General features: G+C 69.5%; 14 protein-coding genes. 13 read left to right on the top strand and 1 reads right to left on the bottom strand.

What is annotated here, in order from left to right:
• The first annotated feature begins 3 nt into the window (after nucleotides 1-3).
• From ACIBB8_RS06520 to ACIBB8_RS06510, 3 genes are all read left to right on the top strand, one after another.
• Complete coding sequence (locus tag ACIBB8_RS06520; RefSeq protein WP_398949304.1) at nucleotides 4-1,239, top strand: sensor histidine kinase; 1,236 nt, start codon at nucleotides 4-6, stop codon at nucleotides 1,237-1,239.
• A 406-nt stretch (nucleotides 1,240-1,645) separates the two neighbouring features.
• Nucleotides 1,646-1,942, top strand: coding sequence for a DUF4193 domain-containing protein (locus ACIBB8_RS06515; protein WP_003965732.1), 297 nt, complete (start codon nucleotides 1,646-1,648; stop codon nucleotides 1,940-1,942).
• A gap of 12 nt (nucleotides 1,943-1,954) precedes the next feature.
• Entirely contained in the window at nucleotides 1,955-2,935 is a 981-nt protein-coding gene (locus ACIBB8_RS06510; RefSeq protein WP_398949303.1) for a hypothetical protein, read from the top strand.
• A 230-nt stretch (nucleotides 2,936-3,165) separates the two neighbouring features.
• Here the strand turns inward: ACIBB8_RS06510 and ACIBB8_RS06505 are convergent, their stop codons facing one another.
• Nucleotides 3,166-3,624 carry a DUF3093 domain-containing protein gene (locus ACIBB8_RS06505; RefSeq protein ID WP_398949302.1) on the bottom strand — a complete coding sequence of 153 codons (459 nt, stop codon included), beginning with the start codon at nucleotides 3,622-3,624 and terminating at the stop codon, nucleotides 3,166-3,168.
• A 58-nt stretch (nucleotides 3,625-3,682) separates the two neighbouring features.
• On the opposite strand from ACIBB8_RS06505, the gene ACIBB8_RS06500 reads away from it, so the two are divergent.
• The 10 genes from ACIBB8_RS06500 to ACIBB8_RS06455 all read left to right on the top strand — a co-directional run bounded on the left by ACIBB8_RS06500 (nucleotide 3,683) and on the right by ACIBB8_RS06455 (nucleotide 14,897).
• Nucleotides 3,683-4,267, top strand: a complete 585-nt coding sequence (locus tag ACIBB8_RS06500) for a PaaI family thioesterase (protein ID WP_358860386.1) — start codon at nucleotides 3,683-3,685, stop codon at nucleotides 4,265-4,267.
• Nucleotides 4,267-4,800 carry a dUTP diphosphatase gene (gene dut, locus ACIBB8_RS06495; RefSeq protein ID WP_358860385.1) on the top strand — a complete coding sequence of 178 codons (534 nt, stop codon included), beginning with the start codon at nucleotides 4,267-4,269 and terminating at the stop codon, nucleotides 4,798-4,800. Before ACIBB8_RS06500 ends, dut begins: the two co-directional genes overlap by 1 nt.
• Before the next feature lies 1 nt (nucleotide 4,801).
• Entirely contained in the window at nucleotides 4,802-5,575 is a 774-nt protein-coding gene (locus ACIBB8_RS06490; protein WP_398949301.1) for a DUF3710 domain-containing protein, read from the top strand.
• Nucleotides 5,576-5,908: 333 nt separating this feature from the next.
• Nucleotides 5,909-5,998 (top strand): K(+)-transporting ATPase subunit F, encoded by a 90-nt coding sequence (gene kdpF, locus ACIBB8_RS06485; protein WP_358860383.1) that lies wholly within the window; start codon nucleotides 5,909-5,911, stop codon nucleotides 5,996-5,998.
• A gap of 7 nt (nucleotides 5,999-6,005) precedes the next feature.
• Nucleotides 6,006-7,670, top strand: a complete 1,665-nt coding sequence (gene kdpA / locus ACIBB8_RS06480; protein WP_398949300.1) for a potassium-transporting ATPase subunit KdpA — start codon at nucleotides 6,006-6,008, stop codon at nucleotides 7,668-7,670.
• Nucleotides 7,667-9,811, top strand: a complete 2,145-nt coding sequence (kdpB, locus tag ACIBB8_RS06475) for a potassium-transporting ATPase subunit KdpB (RefSeq protein WP_398949298.1) — start codon at nucleotides 7,667-7,669, stop codon at nucleotides 9,809-9,811. Before kdpA ends, kdpB begins: the two co-directional genes overlap by 4 nt.
• A gap of 16 nt (nucleotides 9,812-9,827) precedes the next feature.
• Entirely contained in the window at nucleotides 9,828-10,496 is a 669-nt protein-coding gene (locus ACIBB8_RS06470) for a potassium-transporting ATPase subunit C (RefSeq protein WP_358860405.1), read from the top strand.
• 155 nt (nucleotides 10,497-10,651) lie between these two features.
• Complete coding sequence (locus tag ACIBB8_RS06465; RefSeq protein WP_398949296.1) at nucleotides 10,652-11,401, top strand: ABC transporter ATP-binding protein; 750 nt, start codon at nucleotides 10,652-10,654, stop codon at nucleotides 11,399-11,401.
• 206 nt (nucleotides 11,402-11,607) lie between these two features.
• On the top strand, nucleotides 11,608-14,151 hold the full coding sequence (locus ACIBB8_RS06460) for an ATP-binding protein (protein ID WP_398949295.1): 2,544 nt from the start codon (nucleotides 11,608-11,610) through the stop codon (nucleotides 14,149-14,151).
• A 53-nt stretch (nucleotides 14,152-14,204) separates the two neighbouring features.
• The gene (locus ACIBB8_RS06455; protein WP_398949294.1) at nucleotides 14,205-14,897 is read left to right on the top strand and encodes a response regulator; all 693 of its coding nucleotides are present in this window, start codon (nucleotides 14,205-14,207) and stop codon (nucleotides 14,895-14,897) included.
• Nucleotides 14,898-14,927: the final 30 nt, after the last annotated feature.

Raw genomic sequence — 14,927 nt, 5'->3', positions numbered from 1 at the left:
CTGGTGTCCACCATCCCGGCGCCCCCGACAGCGCCCCCGAAACCCACCTGGGACCCCAAACAGCTGGAGCCCCCGTACCCCTGGCTGCGCCCGACCATCCGGATACGGCTCACGCTTCTGTACGGCGGGATGTTCCTGATCGCCGGCATCCTGCTGCTTTCGATCATCTACATGCTGGCCGCACAGGCCCTGCACGTGGGCAGTGAGCTGCCGTTCAAGGTCGTCAGCGGCCAGGTCTCCAGCGATCTGTGCAACCTCTCCGGAGAGGGGTCGTCACCGGCTGCCGTCAACGCGGCCATGAACTCGTGTGTCAACCATCAGCGCCAGCAGGCGCTCGACACCCTCCTGAACCGTTCGCTGCTGGCCCTCGTCGGTCTGAGCGTCATCGCCTTCGCCTTCGGCTATGCCATGGCGGGCCGGGTGCTCTCCCCGCTGGGCCGCATCACCCGCACCGCCCGCCGGGTGGCCGGGACGGACCTGTCCCGGCGGATCGAGCTGGACGGTCCCGACGACGAGCTCAAGGAGCTCGCCGACACCTTCGACGACATGCTCGACCGGCTGGAGCGGGCCTTCACCGCGCAGCAGCGGTTCGTCGGGAACGCGTCGCACGAGCTGCGTACCCCGCTCGCGATCAACCGCACCCTGCTGGAGGTGCACCTCTCCGACCCGCAGGCTCCGCCGGAGCTCCAACAGCTCGGCAAGACCCTGCTGGCCACCAACGAGCGCAGCGAGCAGCTGGTCGAGGGGCTGCTGCTGCTCGCCCGCAGCGACAACCAGATCATCGAGCGCAAGCCGGTCGACCTCGCGGAGGTCGCCACGCGCGCGCTCGACCAGACCCGGGCCGAGGCCGAGCAGAAGGGCGTGGAGATCCGTGAGGAGATCGTGCCCGCCGTCGTCCAGGGCAACGGTGTCCTGCTGGAGCGGATCGCGCTGAACCTCGTGCAGAACGCCGTGCGCTACAACATCCGGGAGGAGGGCTGGGTGGAGGTCACCACCCAGCTGCAGCCCGGCCAGGCGCTGCTGGTGGTCTCGAACACCGGCCCCGTGGTGCCGGCCTACGAGATCGACAATCTCTTCGAGCCCTTCAGACGGCTCCGTACGGAGCGAACGGGCAGCGACAAGGGGGTCGGGCTCGGCCTGTCCATCGCGCGGTCCGTGGCGCGTGCTCACGGCGGCCGTATCATTGCGGAACCCCGTGAGGGTGGTGGTCTCATGATGCGCGTCACCCTGCCGGTCTGAGAGGCTGGTTCGAGCGATACGCACAGGGATCGCTTCGTTCGCTTTGAGCGGAATTTTCGGGACCCGCGCCCGAGGGATCCGTGTGTGATCGATCACAGGAGCGAATCTCGGGTGTTCCACGCTCCGTGACCAGGCCTCCCACCCAAAATCCGGCAAAAGTCGGGGTTTTCGGGGGTCGATATCACGGGAAGTACACGGGGTGGCGCCCGTGAAGCGCGGCATTCGGACCGTGTACGGTCCCCTTCGCCACCCAAGCCGACCGCTCCAGAGAGGTCCGCTCGGGTGTCGATTGAGTAACAGACCTTGATGTGAGGCAAAATCTCCGCCTCGGGTCGGGCACAAGTCCGGCCTCTCACGCGTTACGTGCGCTGAGACACCGCAGACACCCAGAGGGGGAGAGCGACACATGGCAACGGATTACGACACCCCACGCAAGACCGATGACGACGTCGACCAGGACAGCCTTGAGGAACTCAAGGCCCGTCGGAGCGACAAGACGGCGTCCGCCGTCGACGTCGACGAGTTCGACGCGGCAGAAGGACTGGAGCTCCCCGGAGCGGACCTGTCCAATGAGGAACTCGCCGTCAGGGTCCTGCCCAAGCAGGCCGACGAGTTCACCTGCATGAGCTGCTTCCTCGTGCACCACCGCAGCCAGCTGGCCCGCGAGAAGAACGGCCAGCCGATCTGCCGCGACTGCGACTAGGTCCGGTCGGACGTGGCAGGCGACACACCGTTCCGGAAGCGGCGCTTGCGACGCAAGGAGCCGTCGGAGGCGAATCAGGGCGGTACAGGCCCGGCAGAGGGCGAAGCAGCCCTTGCCGAGCGGTCCGCCCTGCTACCCTCCGCGGGCGTTTCTGACGACGAGCGAGGCCGTTCGGCCTCGCTCGAAGCAGTGGAAGCCGCCATTGCCGCAGAGACGGGCCGAGCAATACCAGCAGCCGGCGCGGCCGATGGGGCCGAGCGGACCGGCAGGACGGAGCCCGTGACCGGGGCAGGCCGTCTGCAATCAGTCAAACGGGGCGTACGCAAGGGCGGGGAGGGCGCCAGGGCAGCGATCGGTCATATCGCCGACCGGATCATTGAGACCGCTCCCCGCGTCCCTGTGCGCGACCTCGCAACCCTGCGCAGGCAGTTCCCGGGCCTCGGCCCCGAGGAACTCGCCGACAAGCTCGTCGCAGGGGCGAGCAAGGGCACTGCCACCGTGGGCGCCGGTATCGGCGCGGCGGCCATGCTGCCCGTACCGCCCGCCATGTTCGCCGAGCTGGCCGCGGAGATCACCGGCGTGGCCGCGATCGAGATGAAGCTCGTGGCCGAACTGCACGAGGTCTACGGCCTGCGCCCGCCGGGCGGCCTCACCCAGCGCAGCACCGCGTACCTCACGTCGTGGACGGAGGAGCGAGGCATCGATGTCACCCATCCGGCGACGATCGATGCGGCGCTCGGCGGCCGGATGAAGCGGGAGCTGCGCCAGCAGATCGTGAAGCGGATGATGCGCGATCTGCCGAACCTGATCCCGTTCCTGGCCGGCGCCGCCATCGGCGCGATGATGAACCGGCGCGACACGAAGAAGCTTGCCGATCGGGTCAGGAAAGACCTGCGCAAGGCCCAGATCCCCTGGGACCGGCTCCCGGAGCTGCCGCCCCTGGGGCGGCCGCGGAAGCCGCACAAGGGCCTCCCGAAGGAGATCGAGGGCTGACGGCCTCCCCCGCGACAGGGAGTGGACTCCCGACGCCCTGCGACTCCGCTGGCCGCGTTGTCGTCGGTCACCGACTCCCCCACAGCCTTAAGGGCGTGGGAGGTGCCCCCTCCGCGTCGACCCCGTCCTCCGCCTTGCCACCGAAGCCGCACGACGCCGCTCGCCGATCCACTCCCTGTCGTGAGGGAGGCCGTAAGAACCGCCCGGCGGCCCCCAGAGGCGCGAAACGGCTATGCGGCCCGTACCGCCGCGAGCGCTGCCACCAGGGCCTGCGGCTCGCGGGTCGACAGATAGACGTACGGAGTCGGGTCCTCCGGGTCGGTGACCTCCACCCGCACCGCCGTCTGGATATAGCTGCGCTGCAGCATGAAGGCCCGGGTGTCCGCCTTGTACGTGCGCCAGGCGCGCGCCTCCTCTCCCTCCAGCACTTCCGCCTCGCCGAGTGCCGTCACCGGGATCCGGGCGTCACCCGCGACCAGGGCGCCCGCCACCACCCGGATCCGGGCGGAGCCGTACGAGCTGACCGTGAGCGAGGCCAGCGCGGTGCCGCCGACCAGGCCGGCCAGCAGCGGCAGGGTGCCCAGCGGCAGCAGCATCAGGGCGCAGGCGATGCCCATCAGGAAGGCAATGAACCACCACGAACGGGGTGCGGTCAGGCGTTCGTCGAAAGGCGGGGTGGAAGGCTGCATGAGCCCTAGCTTGGCACGGCGCGACCTGCGGCTACCCGCGCGGGTAAGGTCTGCGCCTGTGAGTGGAACATCTGCGGCTCTTCAGCCACCGGCCGACGCGGTGAAACCGGTCCGGCATCCCGACGCCCCGGTCCCCGGTGAGCTCCTCGGTGCGCACTACGAACACTGTTTCGGCTGCGGCGAAGGACAGCCGCACGGACTGCACCTCCAGGCGCGGGCCGGCGAGGGTGTCAGCGTCACCGCCGACTTCACGGTGAAGGCCGCCCACCAGGGCGCCCCGGGCCTGGCGCACGGCGGCATCCTGACCACGGCGCTGGACGAGACGCTGGGCTCGCTGAACTGGCTGCTGCGGGTGATCGCGGTGACCGGGCGGCTGGAGACCGACTTCGTCCGCCCCGTGCCGGTCGACACCGTGCTGCACCTGGACGCCGAGGTCACCGCCGTCCACGGCCGGAAGATCTACTCCCGGGCGACCGGCCGGATCGGCGGCCCGGACGGGCCCGTCGCGGTCCGCGCCGAGGCACTCTTCATCGAGGTCAAGGTCGACCACTTCATCGAGAACGGCCGCCCCGCCGAGATCCAGGCGGCGATGGCCGACCCGGACCAGGTCAGGCGCGCCCGTGCCTTTGAGGTGAATCCCTGATGCGCCGTCCCGTCGACGTACTGCTCCGCCGGGTCGATCCGGAAGTGCCGATTCCGGCATACGGACACCCGGGCGACGCCGGGGTCGATCTGGTGACCACCGAGGCCGCCGAGCTCGCCCCGGGCGAACGCGCGATGCTGCCCACCGGCGTGTCGATCGCGCTGCCCGACGGGTATGCCGCGTTCGTGCATCCGCGGTCCGGCCTCGCGGCCCGCTGCGGAGTCGCCCTCGTCAATGCCCCGGGGACGGTTGATGCCGGGTACCGTGGAGAGATCAAGGTCATCGTCATCAATCTCGACCCGCGCGAGACCGTGCGGTTCGAGAGGTTCGACCGGATTGCCCAACTGGTCGTCCAGCAGGTCGAGAAGGTGCGCTTCCACGAAGTGTCGGAACTGCCCGGCTCGGCGAGGGGCGAGGGCGGCTTCGGTTCCACCGGAGGGCATGCCACGGGTGATGTTGACGGCGTCAGGGGCGGGATCACCCAGGGCGGGAACAGCTACGCTTCGGTCGTACCCGACCGGGAAGGACAGTGACGTGTTCGGACGTCGCAAGAAGAGTGGTTCCGCCGAGGACGTGGCGGACGAAGCGCGCGAGGCCGAGCAGGTCGTCGACGAGCTCGACGACACCGACGCCGCCGAGGGCGGAGCGCGCCGGGTGAATCTCCCGCCGGCGCCGCGGCCGGACGGGCCGTGGGACATCGACGAGGTCTCCCAGCCCGGCGAGGGCCGGGTCGACCTGGGCGGCATCTTCGTGCCCGGGGTCGACGGAATGGAGCTGCGCGTCGAGGTCGCCGGTGACGCGATCGTCGCCGCCACCGTCGTGCTGCGCGACAGCGCGATCCAGCTGCAGGCCTTCGCCGCCCCCAAGAAGGAGGGCATCTGGGGCGAGGTCCGCGAGGAGATCGCCACCGGCATCACCCAGCAGGGCGGGATCATCGACGAGGTCGAGGGCCCGCTGGGCTGGGAGCTGCGGGCACAGGTCCCCGTGCAGCTTCCGGACGGGACGAACGGCGTGCAGCTGGTGCGCTTCGTCGGCGTCGACGGGCCGCGCTGGTTCCTGCGCGGAGTGATCTCCGGCCAGGGCGCCGTGCAGCCGCAGGCCGCCGGGCTGCTGGAGACGATCTTCCGGGACACCGTGGTCGTCCGTGGCGAGGGTCCGATGGCCCCGCGTGACCCGATCGTCCTCAAGCTCCCCAGCGATGCCCAGATGGTGCCCGAGGGTGTGCAGCAGGAGGACCAGGAGAGCTCGAAGTTCTCCGGTGGCATGGGCCAGCTCCAGCGCGGGCCCGAGATCACCGAGGTGCGCTGAACCGCCTCCCGGGGCGTGTGACAGCTTCGGCCGGTGGGCCGTACTTCCCTTCGAGGGAGGTGCGGCCCACCGGCTTTTGCATGCCTGCGGAGCGCGCTCAGCGGCGCGTGTATGGGGCGCGTATGGGGCACGTATGGGCGCCGTCAAGGGCGGGCCCTTCCTCGTAAGGAAGCCATCAACGCAGGCCGCGGGGGCTTCGGACCGGGGTTTGCTCAGGAGGTCCGAGAATTCGAACCTCATCTAGGAGCACACGGTGGCCGATCTGGCCTTCGTCGTCACCACGATCGCGGTCTTCGCGCTGGTGGCTCTCGTCGCCAAGGGGGTGGCGAAGCTGTGACTGCCGAGAACATCGTCGGTCTGATCGTGGCCGCCGCCCTGCTGGGTTATCTCGTCCTCGCCCTTCTGTACCCGGAGAGGTTCTGAGCCCGATATGAGCCCCGTCCTCGCTGGTGTGCTCCAGCTGCTCGCGCTCGTCGTGGCGCTGGGCCTGGCCTACCGTCCGCTCGGCGACTACATGGCCGGCGTCTACTCCTCGAAGAAGCACCTCCGGGTCGAGAAGTGGATCTACAAGGTCATCGGCGCCAACCCCGACACGGAGATGCGCTGGCCCGCCTATCTCCGTGGCGTCCTCGCGTTCTCCGCGGTGAGCGTCCTCTTCCTGTACCTGCTGCAGCGGCTCCAGGGCAACCTGCCCGGCTCGCTCGGCTTCTCCTCGATCGACCCCGATCAGGCGTTCAACACGGCGGCCTCCTTCGTTGCGAACACCAACTGGCAGTCGTACTACGGCGAGCAGGCCATGGGCCATGTCGTCCAGACCGGCGGCCTCGCGGTGCAGAACTTCGTCTCGGCCTCCGTCGGCATCGCCGTCGCGGTGGCGCTCGTACGGGGCTTCGCCCGCTCCCGCACCGGTGAGCTCGGCAACTTCTGGTCCGACCTGGTGCGCGGCACGATACGGATCCTGCTGCCGATCGCCGTGATTGCCGCGCTCGTGCTCGTGGCGTGCGGCGCCATCCAGAACTTCGCCGGCATTCACGGGGTCGGCCAGTTCATGGGCGGTTCGCAACAGTGGAACGGCGGTGCGGTCGCCTCGCAGGAGGCCATCAAGGAGCTGGGCACCAACGGCGGCGGTTACTTCAACGCCAATGCGGCGCACCCCTTCGAGAACCCCAACGGGCTCTCCAACCTCCTTGAGATCTTCCTGATCCTGGTCATCCCGTTCTCGCTGACCCGCACCTTCGGGCGGATGGTCGGCTCGCTGAAGCAGGGCTACGCGATCCTCGCGGCGATGGGCATCATCTGGCTCGGCTTCACCGCGCTGATGATGTGGACCGAGTTTGCCCACCACGGACCCGCGTTCGACATCGCGGGCGGGGCGATGGAGGGCAAGGAGACCCGCTTCGGGGTCGGCGGATCGTCGATCTTCGCCGTGGCCACGACGCTCACCTCGACCGGAGCGGTGAACTCCTTCCACTCCTCGTTCACCGGCCTCGGCGGCGGCATCACCATGCTCGGCATGCAGCTCGGCGAGATCGCCCCCGGTGGTACCGGCTCCGGCCTCTACGGCATGCTGATCATGGCGATCATCGCGGTGTTCATCGCGGGCCTGATGGTCGGCCGCACGCCCGAGTACCTCGGCAAGAAGATCGGCACCCGCGAGATCAAGCTCGCGGCCTGCTACATCCTCATCACCCCGGCACTGGTGCTCTGCTTCACCGCGGCGGCGATGGCCCTGCCCACTCCGGTCCACTCGATGACCAACTCCGGTGCGCACGGCTTCTCCGAGATCCTGTACGCCTACACCTCCGGCGCCAACAACAACGGTTCGGCATTCGCCGGGCTCAACGCGGACACCCAGTGGTTCAACACCACGATCGGGCTCGCGATGCTGCTGGGCCGGTTCCTGCCCATGGTCTTCGTCCTGGCCCTGGCCGGCTCGCTCGCCGAGCAGCGGCCCGTACCGGCGACCGTCGGCACGCTCGGCACCCACAAGCCGCTCTTCAGCGGGCTGCTGGTCGGCACGATCATGATCGTCGCCGGTCTGACCTACTTCCCGGCCCTGGCGCTGGGGCCGCTGGCCGAAGGGCTGGCGTCATGACCACCACACCGACGCAACACGACGAATCGATGCATGAGGACGCGATGTCCACTGTCACCAAGGACCTGGCACCGCACCAGGACGCCCCCACCGGTCACCGGACCGAGGGACGCGTCGGCGCGGGGCTGTTCGACCCCAAGCAGCTGCTCAAGTCCTTCCCCGACGCGGTCCGCAAGCTCGATCCGCGGGTGATGGTCAAGTCGCCGGTGATGTTCGTGGTCCTGGTCGGTTCGGTGCTCACCACCGTCCTCGCCGCCCTGGACCCGACCGACTGGTTCGGCTGGACGATCGCCGCGTGGCTCTGGCTCACGACGATCTTCGCCAACCTGGCGGAGGCGGTCGCCGAGGGCCGCGGCAAGGCGCAGGCTGACACGCTGCGCAAGGCCAAGACCGACACGGTCGCGCGCCGGCTCGTCGGGAAGAACGAGGAGCGCGTACCCGGCACCGATCTGCGTGTCGGTGACCTGGTGGTCTGCGAGGCCGGTGACATCGTCCCCGGCGACGGTGATGTCGTCGAGGGCGTCGCCAGCGTCGACGAGTCCGCCATCACGGGGGAGTCGGCACCGGTCATCCGGGAGTCGGGCGGCGACCGCTCGGCCGTCACCGGTGGTACGAAGGTGCTCTCCGACCGCATCGTCATCAAGATCACCACCAAGCCCGGTGAGACCTTCATCGACCGGATGATCAACCTGGTCGAGGGCGCGGCCCGGCAGAAGACGCCCAACGAGATCGCGCTGAACATCCTGCTCGCGTCCCTCACCATCGTCTTCCTGCTGGCCGTCGTCAACCTGCAGCCGTTCGCCGTCTACGCGGGCCGGCGCCAGTCGTTGATCGTGCTGGCCGCGCTGCTGGTCTGCCTCATCCCGACCACCATCGGCGCGCTGCTCTCCGCGATCGGCATCGCCGGCATGGACCGCCTCGTCCAGCGCAATGTCCTCGCCATGTCCGGACGCGCCGTCGAAGCCGCCGGCGATGTGTCGACCCTGCTGCTCGACAAGACCGGCACCATCACGCTCGGCAACCGGCAGGCCGCCGAGTTCGTCCCGGTCACGGGGGTGACGGAGGCCGAACTGGCGGACACCGCCCAGCTCTCCTCGCTGGCCGACGAGACGCCGGAGGGCCGCTCCGTCGTCGTCCTGGCGAAGGAGACGTACGGGCTTCGCGAGCGCCACCAGGGTGAGCTCGTCGGGGCCGAGTGGGTCGGTTTCACCGCACAGACCCGGATGTCCGGTGTGGACGTCGAGGGACGCAGGATCCGCAAGGGTGCGACCGGCTCGGTCGTCGCCTGGGTCGAGGAGCAGGGCGGCACCGTCTCGCCGGACGCCCGCACGCTCACCGACCGGATCTCCCAGGCGGGCGGTACACCGCTGCTGGTCGCCGTCGACGACGAGCGGGGTGCCCGGATCCTCGGGGTGATCCACCTCAAGGACGTCGTCAAGGAAGGGATGCGGGAGCGGTTCGACGAGCTGCGCCGGATGGGTATCCGTACGGTGATGATCACCGGCGACAACCCGCTGACCGCGAAGGCGATCGCCGAGGAGGCGGGCGTCGACGACTTCCTCGCCGAGGCCACGCCCGAGGACAAGATGGCCCTCATCAAGCGTGAGCAGGCCGGCGGCAAGCTCGTCGCGATGACCGGTGACGGCACGAACGACGCGCCGGCGCTCGCCCAGGCCGATGTCGGCGTGGCCATGAACACCGGTACCTCGGCCGCCAAGGAGGCCGGGAACATGGTGGACCTGGACTCCAACCCGACGAAACTTATCGAGATCGTCGAGATCGGCAAGCAGTTGCTGATCACCCGCGGCGCGCTGACCACCTTCTCGATCGCCAACGACGTCGCGAAGTACTTCGCGATCATCCCGGCGATGTTCGCGGTGGTCTACCCGGGCCTGGACAGGCTGAACATCATGCAGCTGTCCTCGCCGGAGTCCGCGATCCTGTCCGCCGTCGTCTTCAACGCACTGATCATCATCGCGCTGGTGCCGCTCGCCCTGAAGGGCGTGCGCTACCGGCCGAGCAGCGCCGACTCGATGCTCCGGCGGAACCTCGGGATCTACGGACTCGGCGGCCTGATCGCCCCGTTCATCGGCATCAAGATCATCGACCTGATCCTCTCCCTCATTCCCGGAATCGGCTGATCGCGCCATGACCTCCATGAACAACTCCGCGGGAAACACCGTTCGACTGCTCTGGGCCGGGCTGCGCGCCCTGCTCGTCCTCACGATCGTCTGCGGCGTGATCTACCCGCTCGCCGTCACCGGCGTCGCCCAGGGCCTCTTCCCGGGGAGGGCGAACGGCTCCGAGATCACGGCGAACGGCAAGGTCGTCGGCTCCGAACTGATCGGTCAGCGCTACGACCTGCCGCTGAAGAAGGGCCAGGAGACCCCGGCCCCGGACCTCAAGTGGTTCCAGCCGCGCCCGTCCAACGGCCTCGGCACCAACAGCGTCAACACGCAGTACAAGCTGATCCTGTCCGGCGCGACCAACCGGTCCGGCGACAACAAGGATCTGATCGACTGGGTCACGGACGCCAAGGCCGCCGTCGTCAAGGACAACTCCGTACCCGGGCATCCTGTCAAGCCCTCGGACGTGCCGGCCGACGCCGTCACCTCCTCCGGGTCCGGTCTCGACCCGGACATCTCCCCGGCGTACGCGCAACTCCAGGTGCGCCGCGTCGCCGAGCGGAACCACCTCGGCGTCGACCAGGTCGAGAAGCTCGTGAAGCAGCACACCGACGGCCGGATTCTCGGCTTCGTGGGCGAGCCGCGAGTCAACGTCCTTCAGCTCAACATCGCGCTCAAGGAGCTGGTGAACGGGGGCTGATCCCTTCGTCGGCGGATGTGCCGGGTCGCCGTGGTCGTACTGGAGGGACCACTGCGGCCCGGCGCCTTACCCGCCCGGGCCCAGGCCATTGCCCAGCCGTGTTCCTCATGCACATACTGGCGGCCGACGAGGACCGACCACGCATGGGGGAGCGCATGACCGACAGCATCGGCGGAAAGAGCACCGGCGGACAGGGCGGCACGGCCCTCGCCGAGGACCCGGCCCGCGGGCCGATGGTCCGCGTCGAGGACCTGCACCGCTCGTACGGAACCGGCGCCGGCGCCGTCCACGCGCTGCGCGGGGTCTCCTTCGACGTGCCGCGTGGCGAGCTCGTCGCACTCAAGGGGCGCTCGGGCTCCGGCAAGACCACCCTGCTGAACCTGGTCGGCGGCCTCGACAGCCCCGACCGCGGCCGGATCACCGTCGACGGCACGGACCTCTCCGAGCTCGGCGAGAACGGCCTGCTGGAGCTGCGCCGGGACCGGGTCGGCTTCATCTTCCAGTCGTTCGGTCTGATCCCGATCCTGACCGCCGCGGAGAACGTCGGCGTACCGATGCGGCTGCGCAAGGCGGATCCGCGCGAGCGGGAGGACCGGGTGGCCCTGCTGCTCTCCCTGGTCGGGCTCGGCGACCACGGTGCGCAGCGGCCCGGAGAACTCTCGGGCGGCCAGCAGCAGCGAGTCGCCATCGCCCGCGCACTCGCCAACCGGCCCGCACTGCTGATCGCGGACGAACCGACGGGCCAGCTCGACGCGGAGACGGGGCTCGCCGTGATGGAGCTGTTGCGCGCGGTGGTACGGAGCGAGGGGGTGACCGCGCTGGTGGCGACACACGATGCGCAGTTGCTGGGACTGGCGGACCGGGTGCTGGAGCTGAGCGACGGGCACATCGCCGAGTACGCGTAGGGGCCGGGGAGACGGGTGCCCGGGTTCGTCCCGGGCACCTTTGTTGCTCGCTTTCGCAATATGCGCAATCTGCCTGGTTCGACGCATCAGAATTCTGTCAATTCGGCCTTCTGTCCGACCCTATGTCTCCTTTGCCGTAAATCTTCGGGGTAACTTCGAGTTCGGCTGCCGCACCGGCCGCAGCCGTTCTGAAAGACAATGGGGCCATGGCACGCGGCAAGCTTCGGATCTACCTGGGTGCGGCACCAGGCGTCGGCAAGACGTACGCGATGCTCTCCGAGGCCCATCGCAGGGTGGAGCGGGGCACCGACTGCGTCGTGGCGTTCGTGGAGCACCACGACCGGCCGCGCACCGAGGTCATGCTGCACGGCCTGGAACAGATCCGGCGCCGCGAGATCGAGTACCGGTCCGCCGTCTTCACCGAGATGGACGTCGACGCGGTCCTGGAACGCGCCCCGGCCGTCGCCCTGGTGGACGAGCTGGCCCACACCAATGTGCCGGGCTCCCGCAACGCCAAGCGCTGGCAGGATGTCGAGGAACTCCTCCAGGCCGGCATCGACGTCATCTCCACCGTCAACATCCAGCACCTGGAGTCGCTCGGCGACGTCGTCGAGTCGATAACGGGCGTACGGCAGCGCGAGACCGTCCCCGACGAGGTCGTCCGCCGCGCCGACCAGCTCGAACTGGTCGACATGTCGCCCCAGGCGCTGCGCCGCCGGATGGCCCACGGCAACATCTACAAGCCGGACCGGATCGACGCGTCCCTGTCCAACTACTTCCGCCCGGGCAACCTCACCGCCCTGCGCGAGCTCGCCCTCCTCTGGGTCGCCGACCGGGTCGACGAGTACCTCCAGGCGTACCGCGGCGAACACAACATCCGCTCCACCTGGCAGGCCCGCGAACGCATCGTCGTCGGACTCACCGGCGGCCCCGAGGGTCGTACGCTCATCCGCCGCGCAGCCCGTATGGCCGCCAAGGGCTCCGGCAGCGAGATCCTCGCCGTCTACATCGCCCGCAGCGACGGACTGACCTCCGCGTCGCCCAAGGAACTCACCGTCCAGCGCACCCTCGTCGAGGACCTCGGCGGTACGTTCCACCACGTCATCGGCGACGACATACCCTCGGCGCTCCTCGAATTCGCCCGTGGTGTCAACGCCACCCAGATCGTGCTCGGCTCCAGCCGCCGCAAGGCCTGGCAGTACATCTACGGACCCGGCGTCGGAGCCACCGTCGCCCGCGAGTCCGGCCCCGACCTCGATGTCCACATCGTCACGCACGAAGAGGTCGCCAAGGGCCGCGGACTGCCGATCGCGCGCGGCGCCCGGCTGGGCCGGGCCCGCATCGTCTGGGGCTGGCTGGTCGGGGTCGGCGGCCCGGCCCTCCTCACGGTGCTGCTGACCGGCATGAAGAACGGCCCGGGGCTCGCCAACGACGTCCTGCTCTTCCTCTTCCTGACCGTCGCAGCAGCCCTGATCGGCGGGCTGCTGCCCGCCCTCGCCTCGGCGGCCGTCGGCTCTCTGCTGCTGAACTACTGGTTCACCCCACCGACCCACACCCTGACGGTCCAGGATCCGAGGAACTTCGTCGCCATCGTGATCTTCTTCGCGGTCGCGGTGGCGGTGGCCTCCGTCGTCGATCTGGCGGCGCGCCGTACCCATCAGGCGGCCCGGCTGCGCGCCGAGTCCGAGATTCTCTCGTTCCTCGCGGGCAGCGTCCTGCGCGGCGAGACGACGCTGGACGCCCTGCTGGAGCGGGTCCGCGAGACTTTCGCGATGGAGTCCGTCGCGCTGCTGGAGCGGAAGAGCGACGTCGACCCATGGACCTGCGCGGGCAGCGTCGGCCCCGGGCCGGTCGCCCGCCCCGAGGACGCCGATGCGGACATGCCTGTCGGCGACCACATGGCGCTCGCGCTGTCCGGCCGGGTGCTGCCCGCCGAGGACCGTCGCGTGCTCGGCGCGTTCGCCGCCCAGGCCGCCGTCGTACTCGACCGGCAGCGACTGATCGGGGAGGCGGAGGAGGCCCGCCGGCTCGCCGAGGGCAACCGGATACGGACCGCGCTGCTGGCAGCCGTCAGCCATGACCTGCGGACCCCGCTGGCCGCCATCAAGGCCGCCGTCAGCTCACTGCGCTCCGACGACGTCTCCTGGTCCGACGAGGACCAGGCGGAGCTCCTGGAAGGCATCGAGGCCGGCGCCGACCGCCTCGACCACCTGGTCGGCAACCTCCTCGACATGTCCCGGCTGCAGACCGGCACCGTCACCCCGCTGATCCGCGAGATCGACCTCGACGAGGTGGTCCCGATGGCGCTCGGAGGCGTACCGGAGGACAGCGTCGACCTGGACATCCCGGAGTCGCTGCCGATGGTCGCCGTCGACCCGGGGCTGCTGGAGCGGGCCGTCGCCAACATCGTCGAGAACGCCGTCAAGTACAGCCCCGACGGGGAACGCGTCACGGTGGCCGCCAGCGCGCTGGGCTCCCGGGTCGAGCTACGGGTGGCCGACCGCGGGCCCGGCGTCCCCGACGAGGGCAAGGAGCGGATCTTCGAGCCGTTCCAGCGTTACGGCGACGCCCCGCGCGGCTCCGGGGTCGGCCTCGGACTCGCCGTCGCCCGCGGCTTCGTGGAGTCCATGGGCGGCACCCTCGGAGCCGAGGACACCCCCGGCGGTGGCATGACCATGGTCCTGACGCTCAAAGCGGTGTCGGGATACGTTCCGGTCGGCCCCGACCTGCAGGCGCAGGTCGCCTCATGAATCTTCGTAACGCCTCAGTCAGCAGTTCCGTACAGCAGAAAGGCAGGTCCCCGATGACCCGGGTGCTTGTGGTCGACGACGAGCCGCAGATCGTACGCGCCCTCGTGATCAACCTGAAGGCGCGCAAGTACGAAGTGGACGCCGCGCCCGACGGTGCGACCGCCCTGCAGCTCGCCGCCGCGCGCCAGCCCGACGTCGTCGTCCTCGACCTCGGGCTGCCGGACATGGACGGCGTCGAGGTGATCAAGGGGCTGCGCGGCTGGACCCGGGTGCCGATCCTGGTGCTCTCCGCCCGCCACACCTCCGACGAGAAGGTCGAGGCGCTGGACGCCGGGGCCGACGACTACGTCACCAAGCCGTTCGGCATGGACGAGCTGCTGGCCCGGCTGCGTGCCTCGGTACGGCGGGCCGAGCCGGTCGGCCAGGACGGTGCCGACGACGTCGTGATGGTCGAGACCGAGGGGTTCACCGTGGATCTGGCGGCGAAGAAGGTCCACCGCGAGGGGCGCGACGTGCGGCTCACCCCGACCGAGTGGCATCTGCTGGAGGTCCTGGTCCGCAACAGCGGCCGGCTGGTCAGCCAGAAGCAGCTGCTGCAGGAGGTGTGGGGGCCCTCGTACGGCACCGAGACCAACTATCTCCGGGTCTACATGGCACAGCTCCGGCGCAAGCTGGAGGCGGATCCCTCGCACCCCCGGCACTTCGTCACCGAGCCGGGCATGGGCTACCGCTTCGAACGCGGCTGACGTCCGAGCGCACCGGATCGACGGGGGCCG

This window comes from Streptomyces sp. NPDC051286, assembly GCF_044455345.1.
Classification (GTDB): Bacteria; Actinomycetota; Actinomycetes; order Streptomycetales; family Streptomycetaceae; genus Streptomyces.
This window is presented reverse-complemented; position numbering and strand designations above follow the sequence as displayed.

Bases quoted from the DNA above. Each gene is read 5' to 3' on its own strand.
- kdpA (WP_398949300.1), top strand. From the start codon at position 6,006: ATGAGCCCCGTCCTCGCTGGTGTGCTCCAGCTGCTCGCGCTCGTCGTG.
- kdpB (WP_398949298.1), top strand. From the start codon at position 7,667: ATGACCACCACACCGACGCAACACGACGAATCGATGCATGAGGACGCG.
- ACIBB8_RS06460 (WP_398949295.1), top strand. From the start codon at position 11,608: ATGGCACGCGGCAAGCTTCGGATCTACCTGGGTGCGGCACCAGGCGTC.
- ACIBB8_RS06470 (WP_358860405.1), top strand. From the start codon at position 9,828: ATGAACAACTCCGCGGGAAACACCGTTCGACTGCTCTGGGCCGGGCTG.
- ACIBB8_RS06465 (WP_398949296.1), top strand. From the start codon at position 10,652: ATGACCGACAGCATCGGCGGAAAGAGCACCGGCGGACAGGGCGGCACG.
- ACIBB8_RS06515 (WP_003965732.1), top strand. From the start codon at position 1,646: ATGGCAACGGATTACGACACCCCACGCAAGACCGATGACGACGTCGAC.
- ACIBB8_RS06505 (WP_398949302.1), bottom strand. From the start codon at position 3,624: ATGCAGCCTTCCACCCCGCCTTTCGACGAACGCCTGACCGCACCCCGT.
- ACIBB8_RS06455 (WP_398949294.1), top strand. From the start codon at position 14,205: ATGACCCGGGTGCTTGTGGTCGACGACGAGCCGCAGATCGTACGCGCC.
- dut (WP_358860385.1), top strand. From the start codon at position 4,267: ATGCGCCGTCCCGTCGACGTACTGCTCCGCCGGGTCGATCCGGAAGTG.